The sequence below is a fragment of the Nocardioides rotundus genome, from assembly GCF_019931675.1.
Lineage (GTDB): Bacteria > Actinomycetota > Actinomycetes > Propionibacteriales > Nocardioidaceae > Nocardioides > Nocardioides rotundus.
This window is the reverse complement of record NZ_CP082922.1, coordinates 1,946,331-1,961,559: the sequence shown is the minus strand read 5'-3', so window position 1 is coordinate 1,961,559 and position 15,229 is coordinate 1,946,331. Positions and strand designations below refer to the sequence as shown.

Below are 15,229 nucleotides of genomic sequence, written 5' to 3'. Positions count from 1 at the left end.
CTCAGCTCACCTCGATCGGGTCGTGGGGGAGAAGGGCGGGGTCGTCGCCGAGCTCGCGCCGCAGCGTGCGCAGGGCGGCCGAGACCTGGCTCTTGACGGTGCCGACGGCGCAGTCCATCGCCGCGGCGGTCTGGGCCTCGGTCAGGTCCTCGTAGTAGCGCAGGACCACCGCCACCCGTTGGCGGGGCGGGAGCTGCTGCAGCGCCGCCCAGAGGGTCTCGTGGCGGGCGACCTGGTCGGCCAGCCCGTCGAGATGGGGTTCGGGGAGCTCGTCGGTGGGGCGCTCGCCCCAGGACCGCCGGCGGAACCAGGTGATCGCGGTCGTGCTGATCACCTTGCGCGCGTAAGCCTCGGCGTTCGCGGGATCCCGCAGTCGCGGCCACGCGACGTACGTCGTGGTGAGGGCCTCCTGGACGAGATCCTGGGCCAACTGGACGTCGCCCACCATGAGGTACGCCGCCCGGTGCAGCGCGGCGGACCTGGCGATCGCGAAGTCACCGAATGCGCTGGCATTGCGTCGCGCCATGCCTCACCCCCATCGTGATCGACGCCACCGTGGTGTGGCGTCGTACTACAGCAGACGAGACGAGGCGGGTGGAAGGTTCGGCCGCTCGGCCGCTTCACTTCACCCGGACGGTGGTCCGGGTCGTGGTGAAGTCCCAGATCCTGCGGGAGAGCCCGCGGGTGAGGCGGATGCACCCCGCCGACCGGTCCAGGTTGGTGCCGAGCAGCCAGTCGGCGTGGATCTGCGCTCCCGACTCGTACTGCGGGACGCGGTGGAAGCCGATGCCGCAGGGGGCCCAGCGGACGAAGTTGCGCAGGATCAGCCGGTTGTAGGACCGGTTCGCCGCGATCCTGCCGGCGCGGCCGCAGTAGGAGCCGCTGCGATAGGTGCCGGGAGAGACCTCCGCGGGGTTGTCGATCATCGGCCCCTGGGCGACCACGCCACCGGCGGGGCCGACCAGCCAGACCCAGTTCTGCCTCTGGCTCAGCACGATCCGCCGGCCGGTGCCGGACCGTGCAGGCACCGGGCGGAGGTCGCAGCGCTTGGCCGTGGCGGAGTAGAGCCGCTGCCGCGTCGCGTCGTTCAGCTCTCCGGTCTGGGCCAGGCCGTGCCGGGACTGGAACCGGTGGATGGCGGACCTGGTGTGGCGCCCCATCACCCCGTCGACCGGGCCGGAGTCGCAGCGCAGCGCGTTGAGCCGCTGCTGCGCGCGCTCGACCCAGGGCTCGGAGGCGCCCGCAGGCGTCGCCAGCAGGACGCTGGCGATGAACGCCAGCACGAGGGTGGGGGCCCAGAAGGCCGGTCGGCGGTTCATGGCGTCTCCTCGGGTTCGGTGTGCTCCTTAGGATGCACCCAACCGCCGTGGGGTTGTCGCCGTCGCCTCAGAGGTCGCGTCGGGCCTCCGCGGCCGTCGCCCGGTCGCTCTGCATCAGGTGGATGATCGCCCACGCGAGGCCGCCCCACAGGACGAGCATCGCCACGAGCATCATCACGATCGCGGATCCGGACATCACGCCCTCCCTTCCCTGGTCTCCAGTGGCTCGGGATCGCTCAGGTCGACGTCCCTGCGCCAGGGCAGCAGCGACAGCGGGATCGAGAGCAGGATCACCGCGGCGCAGAGACCCCAGCCCAGTGAGCCGAGCAGCCAGCCGGGGTAGCCCTCGTAGGGCTCCTCGATGTTGGCGATGAACTCGCGGACCAGGATGAAGGTGAGCACGATCGGGGTGACGATGCCGATCAGCCAGCGCCACCAGGCGCCCAGCCGGACCGACCCGGTGCGGTTGAGGTGCCGCTGCAGCAGCCGGGTCCTGCCGAAGATCCAGCTGAGCGCCACCATGCTGACGACGGCGACCAGGAGGATGCCGAACTGGTTGATGAAGTGGTCCACCACGTCCAGGACGTAGACGCCGGTGGTGGTGCCCAGCAGCACGATGCTGAGGACGGCGGCCGGCAGGCCCACCGCCATCGAGGCAGCCACGCGGCCGAGCTGGAACTTGTCGCGCACCGCGGAGATGGGCACCTCGATCACGCTGATCAGCGAGGTGAGGCCGGCGATGACCAGCGAGCCGAAGAACAGGACGCCGATCAGCGCACCGCCCGGCGCCTCGCTGATGATCGTCGGGAAGGCGATAAAGGCGAGGCCGAGCCCGTCGGTGGCGACCTCGTTGACGCCGACACCCGCCGCGGTGGCCATGAAGCCCAGGGCGGCGAAGACGCCGATGCCGGCCAGCAGCTCGAAGCCGGAGTTGGCGAAGCCGACCACCAGGCCGGAGCCGGTCATGTCGCTCTTCCGGTCGACGTAGGAGGCGTAGGTGATCATGATGCCGAAGCCGACGGAGAGCGAGAAGAAGATCTGCCCGAACGCCGCCACCCACACGCTGGTCTCGGTCAGGGCGGCCCAGTCGGGGGTGAAGAGCGCGTCGAGGCCGGTGCCGGCGCCGTCGAGGGTGAGCGCCACGACGACCAGAGCGGCGAACGCGACCAGCAGGATGGGGATGAACACCACCGCGGTGGCGCCGATGCCGCGCTGCACGCCGAGCGCGAGGACGACCAGGGTCACCACCCACACGAGCACCAGCGGGATGGTCACCCCGCTGACGTAGTCGAACCCGATGCCCGGGTCGCCCGCCTGCAGGAACTCCCCGAACAGGAAGGCCTCCGGGTCGCCGCCCCAGGCCTGGTCCAGGGAGAAGAACATGTAGCGGCCGGCCCACGCGATGACGGCGGCGTAGTAGACGGCGATCACGAAGGTGATCCCGACCTGCCACCAGCCCAGCGGCTCGGCCCAGCGCGCGATCCGGCGGAAGGAGAGCGGCGCCGAGCCGCGGTAGTGGTGCCCGACGGCGTAGTCGAGGAAGAGGAACGGCAGCCCGGCCGTCAACAGGGCGACCAGGTAGGGGATCACGAACGCGCCCCCGCCGTTCTCGTAGGCGACATAGGGGAACCGCCAGATGTTCCCCAGCCCCACGGCTGACCCGATGGCTGCCAGGATGAAGACCCGTCGGGAGGAGAAGCTTCCGCGCTTCTCCTCGGCCGGGGCGCTCGTACTCGTCATGCGTGGACTCCCTTCCTGGCCGATCAGTCTGTCCTACGCCTGCACCCGGGGCCTAGACGTCTCGCGGGGTGTCGCGACAGCGATCCGGGCGCGCCCGTAGGCTTGGCCCTCCGGACGGGGTCGAGAGAAGGGCGCGTCGTTGAGCAGGCTGGTGCACATCGTGGACGAGGTCCCCGAGCTCGACGGGGTCGACGACCTGACCATGGTGCTGGCGCTGGACGGCTTCCTCGACGCCGGCCAGGCGGCGGCGCACGCCGCGGCCCAGCTCGAGCGCACCAGCGACACCCGGGTCGTCGCCACCTTCGACGTCGACCAGTTCCACGACTACCGCGCCCGGCGCCCGGCGATGTCCTTCGTGCGGGACCACTACGCGGGGTACGACGCGCCCCGGCTGGTCGTGCGGCTGCTCGCGGACGCTGGCGGGACGCCGTACCTCCTCCTGCGCGGACCCGAGCCGGACAACCGCTGGGAGGCCTTCTGCGGCGCGGTGCGCGAGGTCGTCGAGCGGCTGGGCGTGACGCGTGTCGTGTCGATCGGCTCGGTGCCCATGGCGGTGCCGCACACCCGCCCGATCGCGATCACCCCGCACGCCAACGACCCGTCGCTGCTCACGCAGGCGAGCCCGTGGCGCGGCGAGCTGCGGATCCCCTCCAGCGCCCAGGCGCTGCTGGAGATCCGCCTCGGCGAGTGGGGTCACGACGCGCTCGGCTATGTCGCGCACGTCCCGCACTACCTCGCGCAGCTGGACTATCCCCGGGCGGCGGTCACCCTGCTGGAGCAGGTGGAGCGCGGCGGCCGGCTGACCCTGGACCTGACCGCGCTGCAGGAGGACGCCGACGAGCGCGAGGAGGAGATCGGCCGGCGGCTGGCCGCCGACGAGGAGGTCGCCCAGGTCGTCTCCGGCCTGGAGGAGCAGTACGACACCTTCCGCGCCGCGGAGGAGAGCGGCAGCAACCTGCTGGCGACCGACCAGCCGCTGCCGACGGGGGAGGAGATCGGTCAGCAGTTCGAGCAGTTCCTCGCGGGCCTGGACCGGCCCGACGAGGACGAGTGAAGGAGATCCGTCCGTGCCCGCTTCCGCCTCCGAGCTGGTCGAGCTGCTCGACATCGAGGATATCGATCGCAACCTCTTCCGTGGCCGGCAGCCGCAGACCGACCGGCAGCGCGTGTTCGGCGGCCAGGTGGCCGCCCAGGCCCTGATCGCTGCGATCCGCACGGTCGACCCCGACTTCCACGTGCACTCGCTGCACTCCTACTTCCTGCGGCCCGGCGACACCGCCGTGCCGATCGTGTACGACGTCGAGGCGATGCGCGACGGCCGCAGCTTCGCCACCCGACGGGTCGTCGCCCGGCAGCACGGCCGCCCGATCTACTACCTCACGGCCAACATGCAGCGCCCCGAGGAGGGCTTCGAGCACCAGGACGTGATGCCCGACGTGGTGCCGCCCGAGCAGGGGCTGAGCTTCCACGACCTGATGCGCTCGCGGGGCGGCGCGGACTCCGAGGCGTTCGCCAAGGAGTGGGCGGCCCTGGACGTGCGCTACCTCGGCAACTCCGCGCGCGGGCTCCCGGAGGACCCGATGCACCCGGCGCGCGCCCAGCTGTGGATCAAGGTCAACGGCGACCTCTCCGACGACCCCGCCGAGCACCTCGCGGCCTTCACCTACGCCTCCGACCTGACACTGCTGGGCGCCACGCTCGTCCCGCACGGGATGGACATCTCCAACCCCCGGCTGCAGCCCGCGTCGCTGGACCACACGATCTGGTTCCACCGGCCGTTCCGAGCCGACCGGTGGTGGCTCTACGACCAGGTCTCGCCCTCGGCGTCGGGCGCGCGCGGCCTGGCACTGGGGCGGGTGTTCACCCAGGACGGCACGCTGGTGGCGACGGTGGCCCAGGAGGGGCTGATCCGGTATCGCTCCGATGCGGGAACGTCGGGTGACGAGGCACTGCGCGCCGGGTGAACGGTTTCCGCTCATTACCATTACATCGATGTAGTTTCGTGACAGACACGCCGGGGTGTCCTAACGTGTGGGAATTGTGTGACGCCAGTTCCTTGTGACAACGGATGAGTCTGTTGTGACGGGCGTCCTGCCTCCCATCCCCGACCCCCGAGGAACTGCCTCATGCGCCCCCGTACGACGCTCCGTGTCTCCGCCAGCGCCGCTCTCTCCGCGGGACTGCTCGCCGGCATGGCGGCAGCGCTGCCGACGGCGCCCGCCGGCGCCGCGCCGGCGAACTCCTACCAGATGCCCTTCCCGTGCAAGCAGAGCTGGACGGGCACCACCCGCTCCGGGCACAGCCCCAGCTCCTACGCGATCGACTGGAACCGGCCTGACGACGTGGGCGACCCCGTGGTGGCGGCCGCCGACGGCGTGGTGTCGGTGGCGGACCCCGTCGACAACGGCGGGTACGGCCGCTGGGTGCGGATCCAGCACGCCAACAACGAGAACACGATCTACGCCCACATGTCGGCGATCAACGTGCGAGGTCAGCAGAAGGTCTCCCGCGGTGACGTCATCGGGTGGGTCGGCACCAGCGGCAACTCGACCGGCCCGCACCTGCACTTCGAGACCCGGTCCGGCTCGAGCGTGATCCGGCCGTACTTCGGCGGGAAGGCGTTCGTCTTCGGCACGACGCAGGTCTCGCAGAACTGCGCGACGCCGCCGGCCGAGCCGATCCAGACCCCCACCGACACCAACGTCCCGCTCGCGGGCGACCTGGTGCTCGACGGCCGAGCCGACCTCACCGTCTTCCGCCGGCTGCAGGAGGGCACGTTCGTGACCCGCCGCCCGGGCGACTCCGACTCCATCCGGCGCTTCGGCCTGGGCAGCGACACCCCGCTCATGGGCGACTGGGACGGCAACGGCCGTGACAACGTCGGGTACTACCGCCCCTCCACGAGCACGTTCGTGCTGCGCCGCGGTCCTCAGCCGACCATCCAGTTCGGCCGCGCCGGGGACATTCCGGTGGTCGGCGACTGGGACGGTGACGGCGTCTGGGACGTCGGCGTGCGCCGCGGCACCACGTTCATCAAGCGGATGGCCGACGGCAAGACCTACAGCGTCAGCTTCGGCGGCAGCGACGACAAGCCGGTCACCGGCGACTGGAACGCCGACGGGATCGCCGACGTGGGCGCCTACGACGCCGAGACCAGCACGTTCACGCTGCGGATCCTCGGCAAGGACTGGGTCAGCCGCTCCTACACCGTGAAGTTCGGCAAGCCCGGCAGCATCGCTGTCACCGGAGACTGGGACAACAACGGCTACACCGACCTCGGCGTGTGGGACCCCAACACCTCCACCTTCAGCCGGCGGATCGCCACCCGGCCGACCGGGGGCGAGTTCTCCACCGAGACGATCCAGTTCGGGCGGGCCAAGGGCTGACCCACGCCGTACGCCCGCCGCGAAGAACGCTCGACGGTACGGCGCCGCCGCGACAGGCTCGCACCATGCGCATCCTCGTCCTCGGCGGCACCCACTTCGTCGGTCGCGCGCTGGTGGAGACGCTGCTCGCCGCCGGCGACCAGGTCACCACGCTGACCAGTGGCACCAGCGGGTCGCCTGCTGGGGGCGCGGACGCGAGGTACGCCGATCGGCGGGACCCGGCGGCGCTGACCGAGGCGCTGGGCTCCGGGGAGTGGGACGCGGTCGTCGACACCTGGTCGCTGGAGCCGCTCGCGGTGCGTACCTCGGTCTCGGTGCTGCGCGGCCGGGTCGGCCACTGGACCTACGTCTCCTCGCGGTCGGTCTACGCCTCGCCTCTCCGCACCGGGTTGGACGAGTCGGCGCCGCTGTGGCCCGGGGACCCCGCGTCGACCGACGCCGACTTCTATCCGGGGGCGAAGCGCGGCGGCGAGCTGGCCGCGCTCGAGGCCGACTGCCCCGTCGTCCTGGCGCGGGTGGGGCTGGTGCTCGGGCCGTACGAGAACGTGGGCCGGTTGCCGTTCTGGCTGGAACGGATCTCGCGGGGAGACCGGGTCCCGGTGCCGGGCCCGCCGGAGCGGGGCATCCAGTACGTCGACGCGCGCGACGCTGCTGCCTGGATCCGCGCGGGAGCGTCGGCCGGCCGCGCGGGCACCTTCAACGTCACCACGCCCACCGGTGAGCACACCTTCGGGGAGCTGATGGAGGCGTGCCGCTCGGTGGCCGACAGCGACGCCGAGCTCGTGTGGGCCCCACCGGAGGCCGTCGCGGAGGCAGGCGTGGCGCCGTGGACCGAGCTGCCGATCTGGCTGCCGCCCGAGCACGAGCATGCGGCACTGCACGACTCCTCCACCGCTGCCGCCGAGGCGGCCGGCTTCGTGTCGCGCCCGCTGATCTCGACCGTCCGGGACACGTGGACCTGGGTGCAGGCCGAGGGCATGCCGTCGGGCACCGCTCGCGGGCGCCAGGGGATGGACGACGCCGCCGAACGGCGCCTGTGGGCGGCGTACTCCCGCGCCCTCGCCGATGGGAGGTAGCCCAGCCACATCTGCGCCGTCGTACGGCGTGGCTCGGCTACCCCTGATCGCGGGGGCGACAACAACGTCATACGTTCCGGGGAAGGGGTTCTCCTGTGAAGTCCGAGCACATCGGTAACAGTTGAAGTCCGGGGACATCGGTAACACCTGAGGTTGGTCGTCACTATCAGGGATGGCCAGAGATGGGGTTGCCGTGGATGCTGCGGTGGCGGCAGCGGTTGCTGCTCACGTCGCGCCGGGTCCGAAGCAGAACGTGTCGAGGATCTGTCGCGAGCTGGGGATCAGCCGCAAGATGTTCTACGACTATGTGAAGCGGTTCAGGGCCCGTGGCGTGGAGGGGTTCTACCCCGACTCGCGTCGCCCGCGGCGCTCACCGACAAGACTCCCCGCCGCGCTTGAGGATGTGTTGATCGCGATCCGTAAGCACGAGGCCGAGGCGGGGTGGGACTACGGCGCGGACGCGGTGTTGATGCGGTTGGAGGAACAGATCGAGGCCGGGACCTCCTCTTGGCCCGCCGACCGTCCGTTGCCGGCTCGGTCCACGGTCAATCGGGTCTTCGACCAGCGGGGCCAGTTGGTCAAGGTTCCTCAACGCAAGCCACGTCGTGGCTCCCGGCGCTTCGAGCGCAGCGAGGTCAACGCGCTGTGGCAGTTCGACGGGTTTGAGTACCAGCTTGCCACCGGCGAGACGGTCACGGTGCTGCAGTTGACCGACGACTGCTCGCGCACGGACTTGGCCCTGCAGGCAGCGGTGTCGGAGAACGGCAGCGACATCTGGGCGACCTTCTGCCTGGCGGTGGAACGCTACGGGTTGCCCGTCCAGCTGCTCAGCGACAACGGGTCGGCGTTCTCGGGCAAACGACGCGGGTGGATCAGTGTCTTCGAGCGCAACCTGACCGACCTCGGGGTGCACGCGATCACCTCCCGGGTCTCTCACCCCCAAACCTGCGGCAAGAACGAGCGAGCCCACCAGCGGGTCCAAAAGTGGCTCAAACGGCGTCCCTTAGCCCGGATCCACCGATGAGCTTGGTGGTAATCGCGTGATCCGGATCGCCGTGGGGTGAGCGGCTGTGGGCGTGGGGATCTGCCGGACCTTGCTGTCCGGGTCGTCCTTTGGTCCTCGGGTCGCGCAGCGGTGGCTGCTGGGTGGGTCAGGCCGCGAGGCCGGGCGGCGGGTCGCTGACCCGGTCGAACAGGGCGGTCCAGGCGTTCTCCCAGGGCCAGGCTTGGGGCAGGTGCAGGGTGATCCGGCGCGCTGAGGTCGCTACCCTCGCGGGCACGGTGATCAGCTTGCGTCGGATCGTCGCGGTGGTCGCCCGTGCCAGGTCTGGTGCGGCGAGGGTGCCTGCGGCGCGGGTGAGGTTGAACGCGATAACGGCGAGCACCAGCCAGGCGGCGTTGGCGGTGAACACTCCGGACGGCAGGTGGGCCAGCGCGGATCCTTTGAGGTCGGCGTGGACCTGCTCGATGACGGCGTGATGGCGGTGGGTCTTGTCCGCCGCGACGGTGTCCAGGAGCACGGGGTCGGCGGTGGTGAAGAACGCGTGGAAGCGCCACACGTCGAACAGGGTGTCCTGGCCGGCTGCCTTGTTCTTCTCGGCGTTGAAGTCGGGGATCCGACGCACCACCAGCCGCCCGGGCACCTGCTCGGACTTCTTCTGCGCGGCGAAGGCGGTGAAGGGAATCTCGGCGACCTCGGCGCGAGAGATCCACTTCTGCGAGGTTTCGTCGAAGACGGCGTCGGTGTACTCGATGGTGGTCCACGCGTCGTGGCCGATTGTGGCGATCGCTTTCTTGACGGCCTTGTCCATCCGCACCGTGACCGACACATCGGCGCCGCCGACCAGGGCGGCGTGGACTGGTCCGCGGCCGTAGAACGCCGAGTCCATCCGGACCAAGACCAGCTGACCCGTGCCGAGCAGTCGCCGGGCGGTCCTCACCGCGTCGCCGACCAGCCGCTTCGCGCCGCGTGGCGACCCCGCCGCGCCCTTGCGGAGCCGCTGGGCCACGATCACCGGCGCCGTCGTCGCGGTCGTGAGCGTGGCCAGCAGTGCGTTGAGCCCGCGCACACCGGAGTAGCCGAACCCGGCGCCCTGCTTGGAGTGGCCGTGGACCTCGATGATCGTGTCGTCGACGTCGAGCAACGCGTACCCGGCACCGGCTCCTGACTCCTCGGTGCCGGCGCCAAGACCGGTCCCGGCGCCCAGGAGCCGGGTGAGTCCGGCCACCGCGATCAGGAACCTCGATGCGACTGCGTCGAGCTGACGAACGTGGCCGAAGGTGAACGCTCGCAGGAACGAGCCCAACGTCGAGGGCGCGTAGGCGCGGGCGAAAACCCGGCCCATCCCGCCGTGCCGCAGCAGCGCCATGTCATCGATCGAGTCCGCGCCGGCGACCATCCCACCGACGAGCGAGGCGACCTTCAGTCCGGCGTTCGCGCCCTTGTGCGTGGGCACCGTGAGGTGGGTATCAGCCAGATCCCGCAGCCCACCACGGTCGGCCAACGCGAGCACCGGGACCAGGCCGCCAGTCGACACGAGATTCGGATCATCGAAGGCTGCCGACGTCGCTCGAACCGTGTGAGAGAGTTTCATCCCAGAGATGCCCTTGCTGCCGGTGTGAATCTTTGCCTGAAGAACTCAGATTCTCCTGCCCTGCAAGGGCATTCTCGTTCTACGCCACGCTCACGTCACCAAACTCATCGGTGGATCCGGGCTTAGTCAGCAGCATCGCCGAATTCCAAGCACTACTCGACGAGTACCGCGATGGCTACAACAACCGCCGCAACAAGGTGCTCGCCAAGCTCACCCCACACCAACGCTTCGACCTCGGCCCATTCGCCACCGTCCCCGACCTACCCCCGGCGACCACCATCCTGACCCGACAGCTGGTCAGCGCCACCGGCTCCGTCGGCCTCGACGGACGCCTCATCGGCCTCGGAAGAAAACACGCCGGAAAGCCAGTCACCGTCTTCCGCACCGGCGCCTTCGTTGCCATCTTCACCGGCGACGAGCTCCTCCGCAGCCTCACCCTCGACTACAACCGCCGCTACCAACCCCAAGACCGCTAGTGTCACCGATGTCCTGAGACATATGTGTCACCGATGTCCCCGGACACGACAGGGGAAGGGGTTCTCCAGTTCGTATGACGTCCCGGCAGGGCTGCGGGGGTGCGGGAAGCGCGCCCTCAGGCCGGTGCGGCGCGCCCGACCAGGTGCGGGGCACCGTCCTTGGGCCGGGTGAGCCCGAAGGAGTACGTCGTCCCCTCGGACTCCAGCCCGAAGCCCACGGTGCCGGGGAGCAGGATCGGCTTGCGGAAGGCCACCTCGACGGTGACCGCGTCGGGCAGTCGGTTCTCGATCGCCGCGACGCAGCGCGCCAGGCTCCACATGCCGTGCGCGATCTGCCGTGGGAAGCCCAGGGCCTTCGCGGTCAGCGGGTAGAGGTGGATCGGGTTGTGGTCACGGGAGACCGCGGCATAGCGGCGCCCGAGGTCGCCCGGCAGCCGCCACTCGGTGCTCGCGGGCGGGGCCTCACCGACGTTGAGCGGGGCCCGCTCCTCGCCGGTGGCCGCCGCGGTGGCGGACCGCCCGAGGCGGAGGTAGGTCGACACCGACTCCCACACCACCTCGTCACCGGAGCGGACCTCGGCCACGAAGTCGACGGTCGCGCCCTTCCGGTGCGGGCGCGGCGACTCGGCCCGGACCGTCACGTCGAGGGACTCGCCGGAATGGACGGGCCGGTGACCGGTGATCGAGTTCTCCAGGTGGACGGTCCCGATCGCGGGGAACGGGAACTCCGGGCTGGTCATGATCGCCATGTGCAGCGGGAACGCCAGCAGATGGGGATAGGTCAGCGGGACCGCGTCCTTGGCCGGGAAGCCGCAGACGCGCGCGTACGCCGCCGCCCGGTCCCGGTCCACGGTCACGGCCGGACGGGTGAGCGCCAGCCCGGTGAACGGGCCGCCCGTCTTCCGCACGCCGGGCAGCTGGTTGAGCCCGGGCACCGACGGCAGCGCCGCCTTGAGCAGGCCGGTCACACCGCCGGCGGGGTTCTCGACCACGCGCGCCTGGGTCATCACGCCCCCAGCATCATCTGGCCGCAGACCCGGACGGTGTTGCCGTTGACGGCGGTGGAGCCGGGGTGGGCGTACCACGCGATCGTCTCGGCGACGTCGACCGGCAGGCCGCCCTGGGACATCGCGTTCATCCGCTGGCCGACCTCGCGGGTGGCGAACGGCACGGCGGCGGTCATCTGGGTGATGATGAAGCCGGGAGCCACGGCGTTGACGGTGATCCCGTCCTTGAGCTCCCCGGCGAGCGAGTCGACCAGCCCGATCACGCCGGCCTTCGACGTGGCGTAGTTCGTCTGCCCCACGTTGCCGGCGATGCCGGCGATCGAGGCGACGCCGACGATCCGTCCGTTGGGCCGGATGACGCCCTGGTCGAGCAGCTCCCGGGTGATCCGGTCCGGTGCGACGAGGTTCACGTCGATGACCGAGGAGAACCGGTCGGCGTCCATGTTCGCCAGCTTGCGGTCCCGCGTGATGCCGGCGTTGTGCACGACCACGTCCACGCCGCCGTGCCGCTGCTTCAGCTCGTGGGCGATCCGCTGCGGGGCGTCCTTGGCGGTGATGTCGAGGAGCAGCTGGTCGCCGTCGAGCTCGGTCATCAGGGCGTGCAGCTCGTTCGCTGCCTGGGGTACGTCGACCCCGACGACCGTGGCGCCGTCGCGGTGCAGCACCCGGGCGATCGCCTCGCCGATGCCGCGGCTCGCGCCCGTGACGAGGGCGACCTTGCCGGCCAGGGGACACTCGGCGTCCGGGGTCTCCGCGGCCTTCTTCTCGCCCGCGGCGCCGACCCGCACGACCTGCCCGGAGACGTAGGCCGACTTCGGGGACAGCAGGAACGCCAGCGTCGAGTGCACCGCGCCCTCGGCGCCGGGGGCGACGTACACCAGCTGGACCGTGGAGCCCTTGCCGATCTCCTTGCCCAGCGAGCGGGTGAAGCCCTCCAGCGCACGCTGCGCGATCCGCTCGTCACCGGCGACCTCCGCGGGCGGCGTACCGATCACGACCACCCGGCTGCACGGCGCGAGGCTGCGCAGCAGCGGGGAGAAGAACTCCTGCAGCTCGACCAGCTGCTCGGGGGAGGTGAGGCCGGAGGCGTCGAAGACCAGGCCCTTGTACGTCGCACCCGGGGCCGGCGCGGTGCTGCTCTCGATCCCCATCGAGGCGAGGATCCCCGGCAGCGACTCCGCGAGCCGCCCGGTGCCGCCGAGGCCGACGACGCCGTCGACGAGGGGCGCGCCCTCCTCCCAGCGCTCGAGCGGGGTGGGGGCGGGCAGGCCGAGGTTCTTGACCAGCAGCTTGCCGATCGGCGTGCGGGTGAAGCCCTGGTAGCGGTCGCTCATCGCGCGGTCCTTCAGGTCGACTGTGGGGTGGGTCCGCATCTGCGGCACCGCGTCATGTAACTCGATGTGACAGTCGGTGTCCACAGGGTCGCGGTGTGGCGCTCATTGCACCACTCCGGGGTTGCTCCCAGCGCCACGGGTGCCATTATTACCGGTGAGTATCAACCGGCAACAGGACGGCCGACCCCCGTCCGGGAGGCAGGAACCATGCAGGCCAAGACCCGTCGCGTCGCCGTGATCGGTGGCAACCGCATCCCGTTCGCCCGATCCAACTCGGCCTACGCGGACGCGTCGAACCAGGAGATGCTCACCGCCGCCCTGGACGGCCTGGTGACCCGCTACGGCCTGGAGGGCGAGCGGCTCGGCGAGTTCACCGCCGGTGCGGTGCTCAAGCACGCGCGCGACTTCAACCTGGCCCGCGAGACCGTGCTCGGCTCCAAGCTGGCGCCCGAGACGCCCGCGATCGACATCCAGCAGGCCTGCGGCACCGGGCTGCAGGCGGCGGCCATCGTGGCCGGCAAGATCGCGCTGGGCCAGATCGACGCCGGCATCGCGGGCGGGTCCGACACGACCTCCGACGCCCCGGTTGCGATCAGCGACCGGCTGCGCAAGAAGCTGATGAAGGTCAACGCCGCCAAGGACACCGCGGGCCGGCTCAAGGCGCTCGGCGCGATCCGGCCGACCGACATCGGCCTGGACATCCCGCAGAACGGCGAGCCCCGCACCGGCAAGTCCATGGGCGAGCACGCCGCCATCACGGCGCTGGAGTGGCAGATCGGCCGCGAGGAGCAGGACGAGCTCGCCGTGGCCTCGCACCACAACCTGGCCGCGGCCTACGAGCGCGGCTTCAACGACGACCTGATGACGCCGTTCCGCGGCCTGGACCGGGACAACAACCTGCGCGCCGACTCCTCGGTGGAGAAGCTGGCCAAGCTCAAGCCGGTCTTCGGCAAGGGCGAGACCGCCACGATGACCGCCGGCAACTCCACGGCGCTGACCGACGGCGCCTCGACGGTGCTCCTCGCGTCGGAGGACTGGGCCAAGGAGCGCGGGCTGGAGCCGCTGGCGTGGTTCACCGACTTCGAGACCGCGGCCGTGGACTTCGTGCACGGCAAGGAGGGGCTGCTGATGGCCCCGGCGTACGCCGTACCCCGCATGCTCGAGCGCAACGGACTGACCCTGCAGGACTTCGACTACTACGAGATCCACGAGGCGTTCGCCTCGCAGGTGCTCTCCACGCTCAAGGCGTGGGAGGACCCGATCTTCTGCAAGGAGCGACTCGGGCTGGACGCGCCTCTGGGGTCGATCGACCGGTCCAAGCTCAACGTCAACGGCTCGTCGCTGGCCGCCGGGCACCCGTTCGCCGCGACCGGCGGCCGGATCATCCCGGTGCTGGCCAAGCTGCTGCACGAGAAGGGCTCGGGCCGTGGCCTGATCTCGATCTGCGCGGCCGGCGGCCAGGGCGTCACCGCGATCCTGGAGGCCTGAGCCTCACCGCGATCACCCGGGCGGGCCGCTGCGGCGGCTCGCCCGGTCGGCGTCTCAGGCCGTCGCCAGGGCCAGCGCGGTGGTGGTGACGAAGCGGCGGATGTCGTCGGTGGAGACGGTGCCGACGGCAGGCACGCCCGGTGCGGCCTCCTTGACCAGGATCCCGACCCGGGCGAGCTGCAGCGCGCCCAGCCCGGCGGCGTAGAGGGTGTTGGCGAGCATGTCGGGGTCCTTGACCGCAAACCGTCCCTCTTGCGTGCCCTCCTCGAGCGCGGCGCTGAGGATGGACAGGCAGCCGGTCATCGCCTGGCCGAGGCGGTACATCGCCGCCTCGCTGATCTCCTCCTGCAGCTCCGGGCCGGTACGGCGCATCAGCGACTGAGCACAGTCGACGAAGGCGGGGTGCTCGAGGCCGTATCCGGCGAACGCGTCGCTGATCGCCAGCAGCCGCTTCTCCGGGTCGGCCACCGAGGCGCTGGCCTCGGCCAGGTCGTCGCGCAGCTCGTCGAGGTAGGTGACGAGCGTGAGCGCGAAGACCTCCTCCTTGCCGGTGAAGTGCCGATAGACGATGGCCCGGTTGACGCCGACCGCCCGGGCGATGTCCTCGATCTGGGCGTCGCTGACGCCCCGCTGGTCGAAGAGTCCGCGGGTCGCGGCGAGGATCTCGTCCTCGCGCTTGCGCCGCCGTGCCGCCGCGGCGACCCGGCGTCCATCGGTGGCGTCGGTGGTCACGCTGCTGAAGCCTACCGGGGTGGGGCTCCGAGCGCCCCACCGCCGACTGGGCGTGAATTGGCGCCGACTCGGCTGGG

General features: G+C 70.8%; 15 protein-coding genes. 7 read left to right on the top strand and 8 right to left on the bottom strand.

Annotated elements, in window-relative coordinates; genetic code table 11:
* Position 1: 1 nt before the first annotated feature.
* From K8W59_RS09805 to K8W59_RS09790, 4 genes are all read right to left on the bottom strand, one after another.
* Positions 2 to 526, bottom strand: coding sequence for a SigE family RNA polymerase sigma factor (locus K8W59_RS09805; RefSeq protein ID WP_223399654.1), 525 nt, complete (start codon positions 524 to 526; stop codon positions 2 to 4).
* Between the two features lie 94 nt (positions 527 to 620).
* Positions 621 to 1,319, bottom strand: a complete 699-nt coding sequence (locus tag K8W59_RS09800) for a peptidoglycan-binding domain-containing protein (RefSeq protein WP_223399653.1) — start codon at positions 1,317 to 1,319, stop codon at positions 621 to 623.
* A gap of 67 nt (positions 1,320 to 1,386) precedes the next feature.
* Complete coding sequence (locus tag K8W59_RS09795; protein ID WP_223399652.1) at positions 1,387 to 1,515, bottom strand: methionine/alanine import family NSS transporter small subunit; 129 nt, start codon at positions 1,513 to 1,515, stop codon at positions 1,387 to 1,389.
* Positions 1,515 to 3,059, bottom strand: a complete 1,545-nt coding sequence (locus tag K8W59_RS09790) for a sodium-dependent transporter (protein WP_223399651.1) — start codon at positions 3,057 to 3,059, stop codon at positions 1,515 to 1,517. Before K8W59_RS09790 ends, K8W59_RS09795 begins: the two co-directional genes overlap by 1 nt.
* A 139-nt stretch (positions 3,060 to 3,198) precedes the next feature.
* Between K8W59_RS09790 and K8W59_RS09785 the strand changes: the two genes are divergently transcribed.
* The 5 genes from K8W59_RS09785 to K8W59_RS09765 all read left to right on the top strand — a co-directional run bounded on the left by K8W59_RS09785 (position 3,199) and on the right by K8W59_RS09765 (position 8,545).
* The gene (locus K8W59_RS09785; protein ID WP_223399650.1) at positions 3,199 to 4,113 is read left to right on the top strand and encodes a PAC2 family protein; all 915 of its coding nucleotides are present in this window, start codon (positions 3,199 to 3,201) and stop codon (positions 4,111 to 4,113) included.
* 13 nt (positions 4,114 to 4,126) lie between these two features.
* The gene (locus tag K8W59_RS09780; protein ID WP_223399649.1) at positions 4,127 to 5,023 is read left to right on the top strand and encodes an acyl-CoA thioesterase; all 897 of its coding nucleotides are present in this window, start codon (positions 4,127 to 4,129) and stop codon (positions 5,021 to 5,023) included.
* Between the two features lie 162 nt (positions 5,024 to 5,185).
* Positions 5,186 to 6,445 (top strand): M23 family metallopeptidase, encoded by a 1,260-nt coding sequence (locus K8W59_RS09775; protein ID WP_223399648.1) that lies wholly within the window; start codon positions 5,186 to 5,188, stop codon positions 6,443 to 6,445.
* 65 nt (positions 6,446 to 6,510) lie between these two features.
* A complete protein-coding gene (locus K8W59_RS09770; protein ID WP_223399647.1) occupies positions 6,511 to 7,521 on the top strand; it encodes an NAD-dependent epimerase/dehydratase family protein in 1,011 nt (336 codons plus the stop codon).
* Positions 7,522 to 7,693: 172 nt separating this feature from the next.
* A complete protein-coding gene (locus K8W59_RS09765; protein ID WP_223399646.1) occupies positions 7,694 to 8,545 on the top strand; it encodes a helix-turn-helix domain-containing protein in 852 nt (283 codons plus the stop codon).
* A gap of 127 nt (positions 8,546 to 8,672) precedes the next feature.
* Here K8W59_RS09765 and K8W59_RS09760 read toward each other — a convergent pair whose 3' ends face one another.
* Entirely contained in the window at positions 8,673 to 10,115 is a 1,443-nt protein-coding gene (locus K8W59_RS09760) for an IS1380 family transposase (RefSeq protein WP_223393460.1), read from the bottom strand.
* Positions 10,116 to 10,225: 110 nt separating this feature from the next.
* Between K8W59_RS09760 and K8W59_RS09755 the strand changes: the two genes are divergently transcribed.
* On the top strand, positions 10,226 to 10,591 hold the full coding sequence (locus K8W59_RS09755) for a hypothetical protein (protein WP_223399645.1): 366 nt from the start codon (positions 10,226 to 10,228) through the stop codon (positions 10,589 to 10,591).
* 116 nt (positions 10,592 to 10,707) lie between these two features.
* Here the strand turns inward: K8W59_RS09755 and K8W59_RS09750 are convergent, their stop codons facing one another.
* Together K8W59_RS09750 and K8W59_RS09745 are read right to left on the bottom strand one after the other, a co-directional pair.
* Positions 10,708 to 11,598: a MaoC/PaaZ C-terminal domain-containing protein gene (locus tag K8W59_RS09750; protein WP_223399779.1), complete on the bottom strand. Its 891-nt coding sequence runs from the start codon at positions 11,596 to 11,598 to the stop codon at positions 10,708 to 10,710.
* On the bottom strand, positions 11,598 to 12,932 hold the full coding sequence (locus K8W59_RS09745; RefSeq protein WP_223399644.1) for a 3-oxoacyl-ACP reductase: 1,335 nt from the start codon (positions 12,930 to 12,932) through the stop codon (positions 11,598 to 11,600). Before K8W59_RS09745 ends, K8W59_RS09750 begins: the two co-directional genes overlap by 1 nt.
* Before the next feature lie 207 nt (positions 12,933 to 13,139).
* On the opposite strand from K8W59_RS09745, the gene K8W59_RS09740 reads away from it, so the two are divergent.
* Entirely contained in the window at positions 13,140 to 14,420 is a 1,281-nt protein-coding gene (locus K8W59_RS09740) for an acetyl-CoA C-acetyltransferase (RefSeq protein WP_223399643.1), read from the top strand.
* Positions 14,421 to 14,474: 54 nt separating this feature from the next.
* Here K8W59_RS09740 and K8W59_RS09735 read toward each other — a convergent pair whose 3' ends face one another.
* Positions 14,475 to 15,152, bottom strand: coding sequence for a TetR/AcrR family transcriptional regulator (locus tag K8W59_RS09735; RefSeq protein WP_223399642.1), 678 nt, complete (start codon positions 15,150 to 15,152; stop codon positions 14,475 to 14,477).
* Between the last annotated feature and the right edge of the window lie 77 nt (positions 15,153 to 15,229).

What these genes read in the sequence shown, in the direction of transcription:
- K8W59_RS09745 (WP_223399644.1), bottom strand. Translation starts at nt 12,932, where the DNA reads ATGAGCGACCGCTACCAGGGCTTCACCCGCACGCCGATCGGCAAGCTG.
- K8W59_RS09800 (WP_223399653.1), bottom strand. Translation starts at nt 1,319, where the DNA reads ATGAACCGCCGACCGGCCTTCTGGGCCCCCACCCTCGTGCTGGCGTTC.
- K8W59_RS09760 (WP_223393460.1), bottom strand. Translation starts at nt 10,115, where the DNA reads ATGAAACTCTCTCACACGGTTCGAGCGACGTCGGCAGCCTTCGATGAT.
- K8W59_RS09795 (WP_223399652.1), bottom strand. Translation starts at nt 1,515, where the DNA reads ATGTCCGGATCCGCGATCGTGATGATGCTCGTGGCGATGCTCGTCCTG.
- K8W59_RS09775 (WP_223399648.1), top strand. Translation starts at nt 5,186, where the DNA reads ATGCGCCCCCGTACGACGCTCCGTGTCTCCGCCAGCGCCGCTCTCTCC.
- K8W59_RS09770 (WP_223399647.1), top strand. Translation starts at nt 6,511, where the DNA reads ATGCGCATCCTCGTCCTCGGCGGCACCCACTTCGTCGGTCGCGCGCTG.
- K8W59_RS09750 (WP_223399779.1), bottom strand. Translation starts at nt 11,598, where the DNA reads ATGACCCAGGCGCGCGTGGTCGAGAACCCCGCCGGCGGTGTGACCGGC.
- K8W59_RS09740 (WP_223399643.1), top strand. Translation starts at nt 13,140, where the DNA reads ATGCAGGCCAAGACCCGTCGCGTCGCCGTGATCGGTGGCAACCGCATC.
- K8W59_RS09805 (WP_223399654.1), bottom strand. Translation starts at nt 526, where the DNA reads ATGGCGCGACGCAATGCCAGCGCATTCGGTGACTTCGCGATCGCCAGG.
- K8W59_RS09790 (WP_223399651.1), bottom strand. Translation starts at nt 3,059, where the DNA reads ATGACGAGTACGAGCGCCCCGGCCGAGGAGAAGCGCGGAAGCTTCTCC.
- K8W59_RS09765 (WP_223399646.1), top strand. Translation starts at nt 7,694, where the DNA reads ATGGCCAGAGATGGGGTTGCCGTGGATGCTGCGGTGGCGGCAGCGGTT.